Below are 14,836 nucleotides of genomic sequence, written 5' to 3' on the forward strand. Positions count from 1 at the left end.
GTTGACGCGCACCAGCCGTGGACTGGTGGCGGCGGGCATGGGCATCTCGATCCTGCCGGACACGTACATGAAGACCGGTATTCCCGGCGTGGCGTACCGTGAATTGGATACGCCGGATGCGCAAAGCCAGGTGCTGCTGGCGTATCGTTCCGAAGACGGTTCCCCGCTGGTGCAGCGGTTCCGCGAGGCCGCCCAGGCAGCGCAGTAGTCCGCCGCCGCGGCGGCTCGCAGCGGTTATTGGAAGGCCCGCGCCATGACACTCCGGCTGTTCGCGCTTACCCTCTTCGCCATGCTGGCCTTCGCCGGCAATTCGCTGCTGTGCCGCCTTGCGCTCAAGCAGACGCCCATCGATCCCACGACCTTTGTCGCCATCCGCATCCTGTCCGGCGCGCTGATGCTGTGGCTGCTGCTCTATCTGCGCCGGGAATCCGCCCGCCTGGAAGGCAACTGGGCCGGCGCGTTGGCCTTGTTCGCGTATGCCCTGGCGTTCTCGTATGCCTACACGCGCATCCCCGCTGGCACCGGCGCCCTGCTGCTGTTCGGCGCGATCCAGATCAGCATGATCCTGTACGGGCTGTTCATCGGCGAAAGACTGTCATTCCTGCAAGGCTTGGGAATCGGCCTGGCGATATGCGGGCTGGTGGCCTTGTTGCTGCCCAGCGTGGGCGCGCCGCCCCTGTTCTATGGGTTCCTGATGATTGTTTCGGGGGTGGCGTGGAGCATCTATTCGCTGCTGGGCCGCGGGTCGAAGAATCCGGCGGCCGCGACGGCGGGAAATTTCATACGCGCCACGCCCGTCGCGCTGGCGCTGTTCCTGGTTCAGTTCCTGGCGTCGCAGGTCCGGCTGGACGCCGCCGGCGCGGCGTATGCGGTGGTGTCCGGCGCGGTGACGTCGGGGCTGGGCTACATCCTCTGGTACGCGGCGCTCAAGCACCTGAACGTCACACGCGCCGCCACGGTGCAGCTCAGCGTGCCGGTGCTGGCGGCGTTTGGCGGCACGCTGTTCCTGGATGAACCGCTGACAGGCGTGCTAATGGCCGCGTCGGCGCTGGTGCTGCTGGGCGTGTCGCTGGTGATCCTGAACAAGCGGCCGGCGTAAGCCCATCCAGGCCATCGGAAAGCGGGCCGCTCCAAAGAGCGGCCCGCCACAGTCCGTCACATGCCCCGCGCCGGGCATTTCAACCGCAAGGATCAGACACTGTCCAGCGCCGACCGGTCCACGCCTTCCGCGGCCAATTGCGCGGCCCGCATCTCTTCGATGAAGACCGGCGCGCACAAGCCGCCAACCAGCGCGGCCAGATCATGGTTCGCATCGTCATAGGCATGCCGGCCGCTCAGCATGTTGAGCGAACCGATCACCCGCCCCTCGTGCCGCACCGGGATGTTGAAGGCCGACTGCAGCCCCCGGTCGATCAACATCGGCGCCTCGGAGAACACGGTGCGGACATCGTCCTCGTTGCTGGCCACGTAGATCTGCCCTTCCTGCAGCACAAGCCGCGACCACGGTCCATTGCCAGTGGCCTTGAAGCCGCCGAGCGGGCTGATGCTCTCGTCCGAGGTATGCAAGCGCTTCATCAGGCGGTGCGCTTCCAGGTGTACCAGCGCAGTGAAGAGCTTGTGGCCGAACGCTTCTTGCAGCAACGCCGATATCGCGCCCCACTGCGCCTGCCGGTCGCCGGCCAAGCCCAGCGCGCGAGCGTGCGCGGCCAACAGTCCCAATACCGATCCCGATGCGGATGCCGATGCCGCGCTCATGCCGCGATCTCCTCAAGCACCACGCCGCGCGTGTTCTTGCCATAGAACAAAATGCCCAGCCCGCCAACCAGCAGGATGGCCGTCATCATGGCGAACACGCCGGCAAAGCCCAGCACCGGATACGCCACGCCCACGATGGTTGGCGACGCGATCGAGCCGATCCGTGCGAAGGCCGACGCCGCGCCCATGCCGGTGGCCCGGATGGAAGTGGGATAGATCTCGGCGGTGTAGGTGTATTGGCCCGCGATCACGCCATTCATGCCGAAGGACAGCAGCATGCTCAGCATGATGATCTGGTGCTCGCCCGTGGCCAGCGCCAGGCCCAGCGCCGACAGGCACGACAGCAGCATATAGGCCAGGATGGTGTACTTGCGGCCGATCCGGTCATTGAAGTACGCGGCCGAGAAGTAGCCCGGAATTTGCGCCAGATAGATCAGGATGGTGTACGAGAAGCTCTTCGTGATGGTGAAGCCGCGTTCGACCAGCAGGCTGGGAATCCACACCAGGAAGGCGTAGTAGCAGAACAGCACGGTGATCCAGAAGACCCACACCAGCGCGGTGGTGCCCAGGTATTGCTTCGAGAACAGCGAGGCCAGCTTGGCCATCGCGCCCTCTTGCCCGGCCGGCACCGCCGCGGCCTTGCGCGTTGCGACCGGCGTGGGCAACGGACGGCCCAGGTTCTGCTGCACTTCGGTTTCGATCAACGTGCAGATACGGTTGGCTTCTTCGGTCTGGCCGGAATGTTCCAGCCAGCGCGGCGATTCGAACAGCGACTTGCGCCACCATAGCAGGAAGACGACCGGCACCGAGGCGATGATCATGATCCAGCGCCAGCCGTCGTCGCTCAGCGGCACGATGAAGTAGCCCAGCAAGGCCGACATCACAAAGCCGAAGGAAAAGAACCCGGCCAGCGCACCCGTGAAACGGCCACGGTATTTGCTGCTGACGAACTCCGCCAGGTAGGGCGCGATGATGGCGCCTTCCGCGCCCATGCCGATGCCGGCGATCATGCGCAGGATATAGAACTCGTGGTAGTTCCTGGCGAAGGCATTGATGAAGGTGGCCACGCAGAACAGCAGCAGCGCCCACATCATGATCTTCTTGCGGCCGTAGCGGTCGCCCAGGATGCCGGAGAACAGCGCGCCAACCAGGAATCCCACATACGTGCTGCTGGCGATCCAGCCGACCTGGCCGGTGCTCAAGCCCCATTGGGTGCGCAAAGAGGGAATGATGAAGGCGATGATGCCGGCGTCCAGCGCTTCGAAGGCGAGCCCCAGGCCGCCGATCAACAGCAGCCTGAAATGAAAGCTGCTGAAGGGCAACCGCTCCAGGCGGTCCGATACGGAATACATGGTGAGAGAGTTCCGGAGAGAAGTGGAAAGAGAACGTCAGCAGTCGTTCTTGTGCAGCAAGCCGCGGTTCACGATCAGCTTGATCGATTCCGGCTTGGTCAGCAGTTCGATGTTGTCCAGCGGGTTGCCGTCGATCAGCAGCAGGTCGGCGTAGGCGCCCTCGCGGACTTCGCCCAAGAGGCCTTCCTGGTTGAGGATCTCGGCGCCGATCAGGGTGGCTTGCTGGATCACCTTGGCGTTGCCCAGCACGCGGCTGCGCAGCACCAGTTCATCGGACTGCATGTAATGGGTCTCGCCCAGCAGGTCGCTGCCGTAGCCCATCTTCACGCCCACCTCGTCCAGGATCTCCAGGGCCGTCAGACCCTGCGTGCGGACCGTGGCGATCTTCCTGACGGAATCGGCCGGCAAGCCATAGCGCTCGCCATCGTTGGCCAGGCCTTCGTAGGTAATGAGCGTGGGCACCATGTAGGCGCCGTGGTCCTTCATCACCTGCGCGGCCTCGCGGTCGACCAGATTGCCGTGTTCGATGGTGCGCACGCCGCAGCGCACGGCGCGCGAAATCGCCCGCGGCGTGTAGGCGTGCGCCATGACGTAGGTGTTGGCGTTGCTGGCCTCTTCCACGATGGCGATCAGCTCGGCTTCCGAGAACCCCAGGTTCTGGATGGGATCGTTCGGCGAAGCCACGCCGCCGGACGCCATGACCTTGATCTGCGTGGCGCCCTTCAGGATTTCTTCGCGTACCGCCAGGCGGCAGTTGTCGACGCCATCGACCACCCGGCCGATGTTGCCGATCTTGACCGAGCACGGGCACGGGTCAAGTTCATCGTTGCGCTGGCGGAAATCGCCATGGCCGCCGGTCTGCGACAGGGCCTTGCCCGAGCAGAACAGCCGCGGCCCGTCCACCGTTCCATCCAGCACGGCCTGCGCCAGCGCCCAGTCCGCTCCGCCCGCATCTCGCACCGACGTGAAGCCGCGGTCCAGCATGCCCTGCATGATGGGCAGCGCGCGCAGCAACGCCAGGGCGTTGGGCAGCGCGGCCACGCGGCCCAGATTGAACGACGAGGCCACCACGTGCACGTGGCAGTCGATCATGCCGGGCATCAAGGTCATGCCCTTGGCGTCCACGACCTGCGCATCCGGATGCGCCAGGTCATCGGCGCTGATGCGGGAGATCATCCCGTCTTCGATCAGCACATTGGCCGCGCTTTCGAGGACCAGCGATCGGGTATTGAGGATCTTGCAATTCTTGACTACAACCGGCTTCATAAATAAATCACGCTATCCGTTCGACAATGCAGAAAATTCAGCATGGCGAACTCTACCGGTACAATCGAAACGTCCGATACCGGGTCTCCCCCTATGCATCCGACACAAATTCGAACAGCCTTATGAGCTTTGCTCATACCCCCCATGAGACGCCGCTGCCCCACCCTTTCTGAGTTGAATGCGTTTACCGCGGCGGCGCGTCACCTGTCGTTCTCGAAGGCCGGCAAGGAACTGTTCGTCACGCAAAGCGCCATCAGCCGGCACATTGCCACACTGGAAAGCTACCTGGGCCACGCGCTGTTCATCCGCGGCACCCATGGCCTGCAACTGACCCGCATGGGCGCAACGTACCTCAGCCTGATCCGGCCGGCCTTGCACACGCTGGAGAGCGCCACGTCGCAGGTCATGGCCACGCAGCAGTCCGCCAAATCGCTCAACGTATCGGCCGCGCCGACGTTCGCGGCGCAATGGCTGTTTCCTCGGCTGAAGACGTTCCGGGAGGTCAACCCGGACATCTCCATCAATTTCGTGCGCTACAGCGTCGCCGATTACAAAAGCACCGAACTCGACTTCGATGCGTCCATTCAATATGGCTACGGAGACTGGCACGACGGAGACGCCAAATACCTGACCGGCCGGGAAACCCGGCTGGTCTGCTCACCGGAATATCTCGAACAGCAGCCCATCGGCAGCCTGGAAGACATCAAGAAATGCACGCTGCTGCAGCACATCGAGATTCCGCTGTCATGGGAATACTGGTTTTCGACCTATATCGGCGATTATGACCGCGCCCGGTTCGGGCCCGGCTTCAATCTGTTTTCCATGATCATCCAGGCGGCGTCGTCGGGTTTTGGCGTGGCATTGATGCCGCATTGCCTGATAGAAAAGGAACTGGCCACCGGGCAATTGGTCGACGTGTTCGATCGCACCTTCGAAAGCCCGCTTGGCTATTATCTGTGCGCCCCGAATTGGCGCAGCAACATGGAAAGCTACGACCGGCTGAGCCAATGGCTGTCGCACGAGTGCTTTCATGGCGGCGCGGCGGACAAGGGCGTGGGCGCCCCATCCGCGAAACCCTGCGCCGCCGACTGCCCTTATTGCGCCGCGGATGCGGAGCGTGCCGCCACGGCGGGGGCAAAGGCCGCCCCGCCCATCAGGCCAGCTTCTGGCACGCCCGCCTGATCCGCGCGCAGCCCTCGTCCAGCAGGTCCATCGACGTCGCATAGGAAATCCGGAAGAACGGCGACACGCCGTAGGCCGCGCCTTGCAGCACGGCCAGATTCTCCTCGTCCAGCAGGTACAGGATGAAATCCTCGTCCGTGCGCAGGACCTGGCCGGCCGGCGTCTTCTTTCCCAGCAGTCCTTCGCACGACGGGAACACATAGAACGCGCCCTCGGGCACGTGGCAGGAGATCCCTTCGATCCGGTTCAGGCTGGCCACGACCCGGTCGCGGCGTTCCTGGAAGATGCGCGTGCGCGCGGCAATGAAATCCTGCGGCCCCGACAACGCCTCTTGCGCGGCCGCCTGGCTGATCGACGACGGATTCGACGTGCTCTGCGACTGCAGCTTGGTCATGGCCTTGATCAGCGCGGCGGGCGCCGCGCCGTATCCGATGCGCCAGCCGGTCATCGCATAGGCCTTGGACACGCCGTTGATCGTGAGCGTGCGCGCCTTGAGTTCGGGTTCCACCTGCGCCATCGTGGCGAATCGCCGGCCGTCGTAAAGGATGTGTTCGTAGATGTCGTCCGACATCAGCCACACCTGCGGATGGCGCAGCAGCACCTCGGCCAACGCCTTCAGCTCTTCACGCGTGTAGGTCGCGCCGCTGGGATTGTTGGGGCCATTCAGGATCAACCAGCGGGTACGCGGCGTGATGGCTTTTTCCAGATCGGCGGGCTGCAGCTTGAACCCGCGCGCCGGCGGGCAGGCCACGAAGACGGGCGTGCCGCCCGCCAGCAGCACGATGTCCGGATAGGACACCCAGTACGGCGTGGGCACGATGACCTCGTCGCCTTCCTCGACCGTGGCAAGCAGCGCATTGAAGATGATCTGCTTGCCGCCGTTGCCGACGATGATCTCGCTTGCGGTAAAGGCCAGGCCATTGTCGCGGCGGAATTTATCGCGGATGGCGTCCTTCAGTTCAGGCGTGCCGCCCACGTCCGTGTACTTGGTGCGCGATTGCGCCATCGCGCGCACCACGGCTTCGGTCACGTTCTCGGGCGTGTCGAAGTCCGGCTCGCCGGCCGTCAGGGCCACGATGTCGCGGCCGGTGGCGCGCAGCTCGCGCGCGCGCTGGCCGGCCATGGAGCTGGGAGAGGGTTTGATGCGGTGTATACGCGCGGCGATCTGGGGCATGAAAAATCCTAAGGGGTGAGTACGGATCAGGGGTTCGGGCGGCCGGGTTCCGGGCGGCGGATCATTGCCGCCAGTCGCGCAGGTAATCCAGGAATATGCGGTCCACCCGGGCCTCGTTGCCATCCGAATGCCCCGCCGAATGTGGGGTGACGATGACGTTCTCCAGATCCCACAGCGGGGACTGGCCAGCCAGCGGCTCGTGTTCGAAGACATCCACGTAGGCGCCGGCCAGCATCCCGGCCTTCAAAGCGGCTATCAGGTCGCGTTCGACAACGATCTCCCCGCGCGCCACGTTGACCAGCCGGGCGTGCGGCGCCATGCGCGCCAGCACGTCCGCGTCCACCAGCCCGCGCGTCCGGTCGCTGAGCGGACATGCCAGAATCAGCCAGTCGGCGCGGCCGGCGATATCCTTCAGGTCCTCGAAGGCAAACGTCTGCACGCCGTCCGACGCCGGCGCCGAGGCACTGCGCAGCGCAATGACGGTCAGGCCCAGCATCCGCAGATAGCCCGCCAGTTGCTGGCCTATCGGCCCCCAGCCCACCACCACGGCGGTCTGGCCGGCCAGGTCGCGCGGCAGCAGGCCGCCGATAAGCGGCGTCCAGGCGCGCTTGCGCTGGGCATCGAACATTTTGGGGAACTCGCGCGCCAATGCCAGGATGCCGGCCAGCGCGGTGTGCGCCACGACCTGCGCGTTGGCGCCCGACGAGGTCGTCACGCGGATGCCGCGTTCCTTGAGTTCGGCGAAGATGGGCCGGTCCGCGCCCGCCGAATGCACATGCACCCACGCAAGCCTGGGCGATCTGCGCAGGGAAACGTAAAAGGACTCCAGCGGCTCCAGCACCTGGTGCTTGGTCGAAAGCCCGGTGACATCGCGCGAGATGAACGCCAGATCGACGTCCGCCGGTTCATGGCCGTGCGAACGCGCCGCGATGACGGGTTCGAACGCGCGTTCGCCCAGCACTTCGGCAAGCGCGCCGCCGATACGGTCCAGGGTCTGTTCCGACATCAGAATGCGCAAGGGATGTTGTGTGTTCATGATGGCGGCCTATGTCCGGAACGAAGCATCCATGCGGTCCAGCTTGCGCAGCAGCGCTGGCCATTCCATGACGCCGTAGGGGCGCCGCGTGCCGGGCTGGTAGTTGTTCCAGGTCTGCTGCAGCACCGGGTCGGCGACGCGCGCGAACGGCGTATTGGCGGCCATGGCCGCAAGCTGTGAGCGGCAGGCCAGTTCCAGCCTGTGCATCCAGTTGAAGGCCGCGCCCACGCTGTTACCCACCGTCAGCGCGCCATGATTGCGCAGGATCAGCGCTTCGCCGGATCCCAGGTCGGCCACCAGCGATTCCTGTTCGGCCAGGTCCAGCACCACGCCCTGATAGTCGTGGTAGCCGATCTTCAGGAAACGCATGGCGGTCTGGGTAATGGGCAACAGGCCGCATTCCAGCGAAGACACCGCCATGGATGCCCAGCTATGCGTATGAATCACGCAGGCCACCTCGGGGCGCGCGGCATGCACCGCGCTGTGGATGACGTAGCCCGCCTTGTTGACGCCATAACCGAGGTCGCCGAAGTCGGGCGTGGACAGGATTGCGCCGGCATGGTCCACCTTGATCAGGCTGGACGCGGTGATCTCCTCGTACATCATGCCGTAGGCGTTGATCAGGAACGCGCCATCTTCGTCCGGCACGCGCGCCGAAATGTGATTGGCCATCATGTCCGACATGCCGTATAGATTCACCAGCCGGTAGCAGGCGGCAAGATCCACGCGCGCCTGCCATTCCTGGGCGGAACACCGGTCCCGCATCGATTCGATCTGTAATACGCCTGCACTGCTCATCGCTTGGACTCCCTCTTGCGCCAGACATTCGGCGACGCGTGCGCCACGCCGCTCCGAAAGAAATTCTAGAGTGAGGTTTTCTTCACTACAAATTGTTGATATTTGTTTATTATTCGGTTTTTCCAATATATCCAGAGCGCGCCCCGCGTGCGTCTGGCTCCGGGGCGCGACGATGAAGCGAAATATCTCGCTGCGGCATTTCCGCAGCTTCGTGGCGGTGGCCAACACAGGCTCGTTCACGGTGGCCGCGTCGCAGCTATTCCTGACCCAGTCGTCACTGACCGCCACGATCCAGCAGTTCGAGGAAGCGGTGGGCGTCAAGCTCTTTGACCGCAGCACGCGCCGCGTGGTGATGACGCCGGAGGCGGCGCGCTTCAAGGCCGAGGCCGAACGCATCCTCAGCCAGTTCGATGGCGCGGTCAGCGACCTGGAAGCGCTTTCCGAAGGGCGGCAGGGGCACGTCAGGATCGCCGTCGTGGCGTCGGTCACCAACTACTTCCTGGGCGATGCCATCGCCGCCTTCCGCCAGGCCTATCCGAAGATCACCTTCTCATTGCACGACGCCGGCTCCGAACAGGTCGAGAAAATGATCGCCAACGGCGATATCGATTTTGCGATATCCACGTCGCATCACGGGTTTTCCGAACTGGTCTACACGCCGCTGTTCGAGGACCGCTACGGTGTGATCTGCGCGGCGTCCTACGCCTACGCGCAAGGGTCGCGGCCCTTGAAATGGGCCGATCTGGATCCGGCCGAGTACGTGGGATTCACCGAAGACACCGGCATCGGCGTATTCCTGCGGGCGCACGCTGGCAAGCCCGGCTTTTTCGAGCAGCAGCACGACGAGGTTTCCAGGACATCGTCGCTGCATGCCGTGCTGCGCGGCGGCGGCCGCTATTCCATCCTGCCGGCCCTGGCGGCCAGTTCCATCGCGCCGCCGCGCACCGGCCGCGACGCCGAGCCGGCCTCCTTTGTGTTCCGCGAACTGAGCTCGCCCCGGCTGTCGCGCGAAGTCTGCCTGATCACCCGGCGGCTGCGCTCCTTGTCCGCCAGTTCCGAGCTGTTCCTGCAATACATGCGGCAGATCATCAGCGAAAAGCCCGTCCCTGCGGGCGTCCGGGTGCTGGGCGGCAAAGACAGGAAGACACGCCAGGCCGCCTCGGCGCCAAGCACGCAAGGCGCGCGCCGGGCGCAGACGCCGCGAAGCCGCGGCGCCTGACGCCGGGACAAATCCGCCTATTGCGTGGCGATCTTCGCGTCGCGCACCAGCTTGCCCCACTTGGCGCGCTCGGCCTCGATATGCGCGGTGAAGTCCTGCGCCGTGCCGCCGGTTGCCTGCGCGCCCAGTTCGGTGAGCTTCTTGCGCACGCCTTCATCCGCAAGAATGGCGTTCAGCTCGCGGTTCAGCTTGTCGACGACCGGTTGGGGCGTTCCCGCCGGCGCCACCACGCCCGTCCACGACAGGGATTCATAGCCCTTCAGTCCGGCTTCGCCCAGCGGCGGCACGCCGGGCAGGACGGACAGCGGCGTGGTGCTGGTCACGGCCAGCGCCTTCACCTTGCCGGATTGCGCCAGCGGCACCGCCGACGGCGCGTTGTCGAAGATCATGTTGATCTGGCCGCCCACCAGATCCACCAACGCCTGCCCGCTGCCTTTGTACGGCACGTGCATCAGGTCCACGCCCGCCATGTTCTTGAACAGCTCGCCGGACAGATGGGTGGAGCTTCCCGCGCCCGAGGATGCAAAGGAATACTTGCCGGGGTTCTCGCGGGCCAGCTTGATCAGGTCCGCCACGTTGGACACGGGCATGTCCTTGTTGACGATGAGCACATTGCTGATGGACGCGGTGTAGACGACCGGCAGCAGATCGCGGCTGGCCTTGTAGCCCGGATTGGCGTAGAGAAACTCATTGATGGACAGGATGCCCGTGGTGCCGAACAGCAGCGTCTGGCCATCGGGCGCGGCCTTGGCCACCACGGCGGCGCCGATATTGCCGCCCGCGCCCGAGCGGTTCTCGACGACGACAGGCTGCTTGAGCGCAACCGCCAGGCGCTCGGCCAGCAGGCGTCCGATCACGTCGGTCGATCCGCCGGGCGCGAAGGGCACGACCAGCGTGACCGGACCCTTCGGATACGCCGGATCGGCGGCGCTTGCGGTCGTGGCCCAGCCGCACAGGACGGCCGCGGCAATGGCGGCCAGTTTCCAGGTTTTCATTTTTTTCCCCTTGATGTGAGTTGCTGACAAACGCAACCCTGCCGATCATAGGGAGGCCCTTCCTCCACAACAAATGAGAAATTCCGGCGAATTATTCGTCTTTACAAATATATGCAGTCGGCGCGCCCTAGGTCCGGACAGCCTGCGTCTTCGGGCCGCGCAGCAGTTTCCCCGGCAGGTCGCCGGTGGCCTGCCCCACTTCGAAGATGGGCACACCGTTGACCAGCGTGGCGGCGTAGCCGTCGGCGCGCTGCACCAGCCTGCGTCCGCCCCCGGGCAGGTCGAACACCATTTCGGGGCAATGCACTTTCAGCGCGTCCGGGTCGATGATGTTCACATCGGCCTTGTAGCCCGCCCGCAGCAGGCCCCTGTCCCGCAGGCCGTACACCATCGCCGTGTCGCGGGTCTGGCGCCGGACGATGTGCTCCAGCGGCAGCAGGGGGCCTCGGCGGCGGTCGCGGGTCCAGTGGCTGAGCATGAAGGTGGGCATGCTGACGTCGCAGATGTAGCCGCAATGGGCGCCGCCGTCGGACAGGCTGTTGACGGTGTTGGCGTGCTGCATGAGCTGATGCAGGTGATCGAGGTTTTCGTAGGAATAGTTGAAGGACGGATAGTAGAGAATCGCCTGCCCATCGTTTTCCAGCATCAGGTCGTACACCATCTCCAAGGGCGGCCGGCCGGCGCTCGCGGCCATGGCCGCCACGCTTTCTTCGGGCAAGGGTTCGTAATCGGGTTCCTTGCCCAGGCGGTAGATCTTGTGAAAGCTGCTGAACAGGGTTTCCGCGCGGCGGTCCAACAGGCCGCGCTGTTCGTTCATGATCGTCTGGCGCGTTTGCGGGTCGCGCAGCCGCGCCAGCTTCTCGGCGAAGGGCAGCGCCTGCAGGGCCTGATAGCTCGGGTGCGCAATGAACGGATGCAGCGTGCTCTGCCAAGAGAACAGAATGCCCAGCGGGCGTCCGCTGATGCCGGCCAGCAGCGGCACGCCTTCGTCCCTTGCCTTGTCCAGCGTCAGGACGATCTGCTTCCAGACGTCCGGGGCGGCATCGGTCTGCTGCAGATTGAACAGCACCGGCAGGCGATTGTGGCGGGCAAGCTGCTCCAGCCAGGGAATCTCTCCTTCCATGGCGGGATGGTTCGCCGTCATCTGGAAAACGCCATGGCCGACTTCTCCCATGACCGAGCCCAGCGCGATGATCTCCTCGCCCGTGGCGAAGGTGCCCGGCGGATATTTGCGTTCGTCGTACTTGTGCAGGAAGGTGCGCGACGTCGAAAAGCCGACGGCGCCCGCCTGCAGGGCCGCGCGCACGACCTCGCGCATGGCCAGCAGATCGGCGGGCGAGGCCTCGTCGTGATGAATGGCGCGGTCGCCCATGACGTAGGCGCGCACCGCGCTGTGCGGTATCTGCGCCCCGATGTCCAGCGCCTTGGGCCGGCGTTCCAGCGCATCCAGATATTCCGGAAAGGTCTCCCAATCCCACTCGATACCCTCGGACAGCACGGACCCCGGGATGTCCTCCACGCCCTCCATGACCTTGATCAGCCATTCGCGGCGGTCCGGCTTGACCGGCGCGAAGCCGACGCCGCAGTTGCCCATGATGGCGGTCGTGACCCCATGCCAGGTGGAAGGGCTGAGATAGGGATCCCAGGTCGCCTGGCCATCGTAGTGGGTGTGGATATCCACCCATCCCGGCGTGACCAGGGCGCCCTCGGCATCGATTTCGCGCCGCCCCGGGCCCGCCTTGCCGCCCGCCTGCGTCACCCGCCCGCCGTCGATGGCGAGGTCTCCCGCAAAGGCGGCGCAACCCGAGCCGTCCACGATGGTCCCGCCGCGTATCACCACATCATGCATCGTCTTCTCCTGGCGCCCTCGCAGGCCCGTTTTTCCCGCCCACCCGCTTGCAAGCCGATTACTCCAGCACCAGCCCGATCCGGCGTATGACGTCGCCCCAGCGCGCGCTGTCGCGCTGGACGATCGCCGCGAATTCCTTCGGTCCCGCGCCGCTCACCTCGTTGCCCTGGGACACGATGGTCTGTGTGATATCGGGCGTTTCAAGCGCCGCGCGGAATACACCGGCCACGCGGTTCGCCAGTTCAGGCGGCATGTCGCCCGGGCCGAAGATGCCTTGCCAGCCCACGATGTTCAGCCCCTGTATGCCCTGCTCTTCCAGCGTGGGCAGCTCCGGCAGGACGCCCAGGCGGCGGTCCGTAGCCGGGCCGAGCAGCTTGACCTTGCCCGCGCGGGCGTTTTCGACCGCCGTGGCCGTGCCGTCGAAGTACACCTGCACGTCGCCCGCCAGCAGCGCGCGGCTGGCGTCGGCCGTTCCCTTGTAGGGCACATGGACGATGTCCGTGCCGGTCTTCATCTTCAGGATTTCGCCATTGAGGTGCGAGGTCGATCCCAAGCTGTACGACGCATAGTTGAGCTTGCCCGGATGGGCCTTGGCATACGCAATCAGTTCCGCCGTGGTGGAAAACGGCGCTTCCTTGGCGGCGACCAGCACGGTCGCCGAACGCACCGCCTGCAGGATCGGCGTGAAGTCCTTCACGGGGTCGTACGGCAGCTTCTTGTACAGGTGCGGATTCTGCGTATGGGTCACGACGATGGTGTACAGCAGGGTGTAGCCGTCGGGTTTGGCGCGGGCCACGTCCTGCGCGCCGATCATCGTTCCGGCGCCGGGCTTGTTATCGATGATGACGGACGCTCCGGTCTGCTGCGTCACCTTCGCCGCCAGCATGCGCGCCAGCGAATCCGAGCCCGAACCCGCCGGAAAAGGCACCACCATGCGTATCGATTTGCCCGCCGCGGGCCATGACGCGTCGGGCTGCCCGGCCGGCGCCGCAGCCGCCCCGAAACAGGCCAGGACACTCAAGGACAAGGCGCCGCCCCAGCCCGCCAGATGTGAAAACGACTTGTGGTTCATGGTGTCTCCTCAGCCGAGGTTGGCGGTGTCGCGACGTCGCGCAGCGCTCTGGATCGTGTTTTGCCGGCGGGCATTTCGGACAATGCGCCCAACGCCGCCGACAGCCAGTTGTAGTCTTGCCAACGGGGCGAATCAATTGCATATTTGGTGCATTCCCGATGAGAAATTCTCATGAGCCTGACGATACGTTCGCTTCAGCACTTTTCCGTCCTTGCCGAAGAGCGGCATTTCTCGCGGGCCGCCCAACGATTGCATCTGACGCAGTCCGCCCTGACGCGCAGCATCCAGGCGCTGGAGGAAACACTGGGACTGGTGCTGGTGGACCGGGCCTCCATCGGCGTGACGCCCACGCAGGCGGGGCAGATGGTGCTGGACCGGTCGCGGCGGATCCTGGGCGATGTGCTTGCCCTGCGCCGCGAAGCTGAACTGATACGGGGCCACGACTCCGGGCACGTCAGTTTCGGGGTGGGCGCATTCCCGGCCGCCGGCTTTTTGTCGCCGCTTCTGGTGCGCCTGGCGCGCGAACACCCCGGACTGAGCGTGCACGTCGAAATCGAAAGCTGGCAAAGGCTGCTGGACAAGCTGTTGCAGGACAAGCTGGACTTCGCGGTGGCCGTCACCCATAGCCTGCCGCCGCCCGCGGACTTCATCGTCCGGGCGCTGCCACCCCAGCACGGCGGACTATTCGTGCGTGCCGGGCATCCTTTGCAGGCGGCGCGCAAGCCCAAGCTGCGCGCGGCGCTGGCGCAATACCGCCTGGCCGCCACCGACCTGCCTCAGCGCGCGCGCGAATACCTGGCAAAGCTGTACCAGGTGGACGGCCCGGACGCGCTGCCCATCGCCTTCGAATGCGACAGCGTCGGCGCGCTGCGCGATGTCGCCCTGGGCAGCGACGTGGTGCTTTTCTGCACCCGCGAAGCCATCGCCGGGGAATTGGACCGGGGTACGCTCGTACCCCTGCCCTTGCCCTACCCCGCGTCCGGACCGCTGACGTATAACGTGATCCACCGGGCCCGCCGCAGCCTGTCGCCCACGGCCGAACGCATCATCGCCCTGGTGCAGGGTTTCCTGGCCGGCGAGGCGCCCGTTCCCACGCCGGGCGCACGGCGCCGGGGCGCGGCCCGGCGCGGCTGAGCGC

At 65.3% G+C, this 14,836-nt stretch carries 14 protein-coding genes; 5 read left to right on the top strand and 9 right to left on the bottom strand.

What is annotated here, in order from left to right:
• Nucleotide 1: 1 nt before the first annotated feature.
• Together ASE30_RS28595 and ASE30_RS17045 are read left to right on the top strand one after the other, a co-directional pair.
• On the top strand, nucleotides 2-208 hold the full coding sequence (locus tag ASE30_RS28595; RefSeq protein WP_235515281.1) for a LysR substrate-binding domain-containing protein: 207 nt from the start codon (nucleotides 2-4) through the stop codon (nucleotides 206-208).
• Between the two features lie 45 nt (nucleotides 209-253).
• Complete coding sequence (locus ASE30_RS17045) at nucleotides 254-1,099, top strand: DMT family transporter (RefSeq protein WP_057285460.1); 846 nt, start codon at nucleotides 254-256, stop codon at nucleotides 1,097-1,099.
• A 92-nt stretch (nucleotides 1,100-1,191) separates the two neighbouring features.
• Here ASE30_RS17045 and ASE30_RS17050 read toward each other — a convergent pair whose 3' ends face one another.
• The 3 genes from ASE30_RS17050 to ASE30_RS17060 are packed head-to-tail and all read right to left on the bottom strand — an operon-like array spanning nucleotide 1,192 to nucleotide 4,373.
• Nucleotides 1,192-1,755, bottom strand: a complete 564-nt coding sequence (locus ASE30_RS17050; RefSeq protein ID WP_057285461.1) for a GAF domain-containing protein — start codon at nucleotides 1,753-1,755, stop codon at nucleotides 1,192-1,194.
• Complete coding sequence (locus ASE30_RS17055) at nucleotides 1,752-3,107, bottom strand: MFS transporter (RefSeq protein WP_057285462.1); 1,356 nt, start codon at nucleotides 3,105-3,107, stop codon at nucleotides 1,752-1,754. Before ASE30_RS17055 ends, ASE30_RS17050 begins: the two co-directional genes overlap by 4 nt.
• A gap of 36 nt (nucleotides 3,108-3,143) precedes the next feature.
• Nucleotides 3,144-4,373, bottom strand: coding sequence for an amidohydrolase family protein (locus ASE30_RS17060; RefSeq protein WP_057285463.1), 1,230 nt, complete (start codon nucleotides 4,371-4,373; stop codon nucleotides 3,144-3,146).
• Between the two features lie 174 nt (nucleotides 4,374-4,547).
• Between ASE30_RS17060 and ASE30_RS17065 the strand changes: the two genes are divergently transcribed.
• A complete protein-coding gene (locus ASE30_RS17065; RefSeq protein WP_235515282.1) occupies nucleotides 4,548-5,555 on the top strand; it encodes a LysR substrate-binding domain-containing protein in 1,008 nt (335 codons plus the stop codon).
• On the opposite strand, the gene ASE30_RS17070 is transcribed toward ASE30_RS17065, so the two are convergent.
• The 3 genes from ASE30_RS17070 to ASE30_RS17080 form a co-directional block, all read right to left on the bottom strand.
• Nucleotides 5,527-6,729 carry an aminotransferase class I/II-fold pyridoxal phosphate-dependent enzyme gene (locus tag ASE30_RS17070; protein WP_057285464.1) on the bottom strand — a complete coding sequence of 401 codons (1,203 nt, stop codon included), beginning with the start codon at nucleotides 6,727-6,729 and terminating at the stop codon, nucleotides 5,527-5,529. The two genes, ASE30_RS17065 and ASE30_RS17070, sit on opposite strands and share 29 nt — an antisense overlap.
• Nucleotides 6,730-6,790: 61 nt before the next feature.
• The gene (locus ASE30_RS17075; RefSeq protein ID WP_057285465.1) at nucleotides 6,791-7,765 is read right to left on the bottom strand and encodes a D-2-hydroxyacid dehydrogenase; all 975 of its coding nucleotides are present in this window, start codon (nucleotides 7,763-7,765) and stop codon (nucleotides 6,791-6,793) included.
• 9 nt (nucleotides 7,766-7,774) lie between these two features.
• Nucleotides 7,775-8,563 carry a class II aldolase/adducin family protein gene (locus tag ASE30_RS17080; protein ID WP_057285466.1) on the bottom strand — a complete coding sequence of 263 codons (789 nt, stop codon included), beginning with the start codon at nucleotides 8,561-8,563 and terminating at the stop codon, nucleotides 7,775-7,777.
• A gap of 172 nt (nucleotides 8,564-8,735) precedes the next feature.
• On the opposite strand from ASE30_RS17080, the gene ASE30_RS17085 reads away from it, so the two are divergent.
• A complete protein-coding gene (locus ASE30_RS17085; RefSeq protein ID WP_057285467.1) occupies nucleotides 8,736-9,782 on the top strand; it encodes a LysR family transcriptional regulator in 1,047 nt (348 codons plus the stop codon).
• Between the two features lie 17 nt (nucleotides 9,783-9,799).
• On the opposite strand, the gene ASE30_RS17090 is transcribed toward ASE30_RS17085, so the two are convergent.
• The 3 genes from ASE30_RS17090 to ASE30_RS17100 form a co-directional block, all read right to left on the bottom strand.
• Entirely contained in the window at nucleotides 9,800-10,777 is a 978-nt protein-coding gene (locus ASE30_RS17090; protein WP_057285468.1) for a tripartite tricarboxylate transporter substrate binding protein, read from the bottom strand.
• A 127-nt stretch (nucleotides 10,778-10,904) separates the two neighbouring features.
• Entirely contained in the window at nucleotides 10,905-12,626 is a 1,722-nt protein-coding gene (locus tag ASE30_RS17095; protein ID WP_057285469.1) for an amidohydrolase family protein, read from the bottom strand.
• A 58-nt stretch (nucleotides 12,627-12,684) separates the two neighbouring features.
• Nucleotides 12,685-13,698: a tripartite tricarboxylate transporter substrate binding protein gene (locus ASE30_RS17100; RefSeq protein WP_057285470.1), complete on the bottom strand. Its 1,014-nt coding sequence runs from the start codon at nucleotides 13,696-13,698 to the stop codon at nucleotides 12,685-12,687.
• Nucleotides 13,699-13,869: 171 nt separating this feature from the next.
• On the opposite strand from ASE30_RS17100, the gene ASE30_RS17105 reads away from it, so the two are divergent.
• Nucleotides 13,870-14,832, top strand: a complete 963-nt coding sequence (locus tag ASE30_RS17105; protein WP_057285471.1) for a LysR family transcriptional regulator — start codon at nucleotides 13,870-13,872, stop codon at nucleotides 14,830-14,832.
• Nucleotides 14,833-14,836 lie beyond the last annotated feature (4 nt).

The sequence above is a fragment of the Achromobacter sp. Root83 genome, assembly GCF_001428845.1.
In the GTDB taxonomy this organism is placed as follows: Bacteria; Pseudomonadota; Gammaproteobacteria; order Burkholderiales; family Burkholderiaceae_B; genus Achromobacter.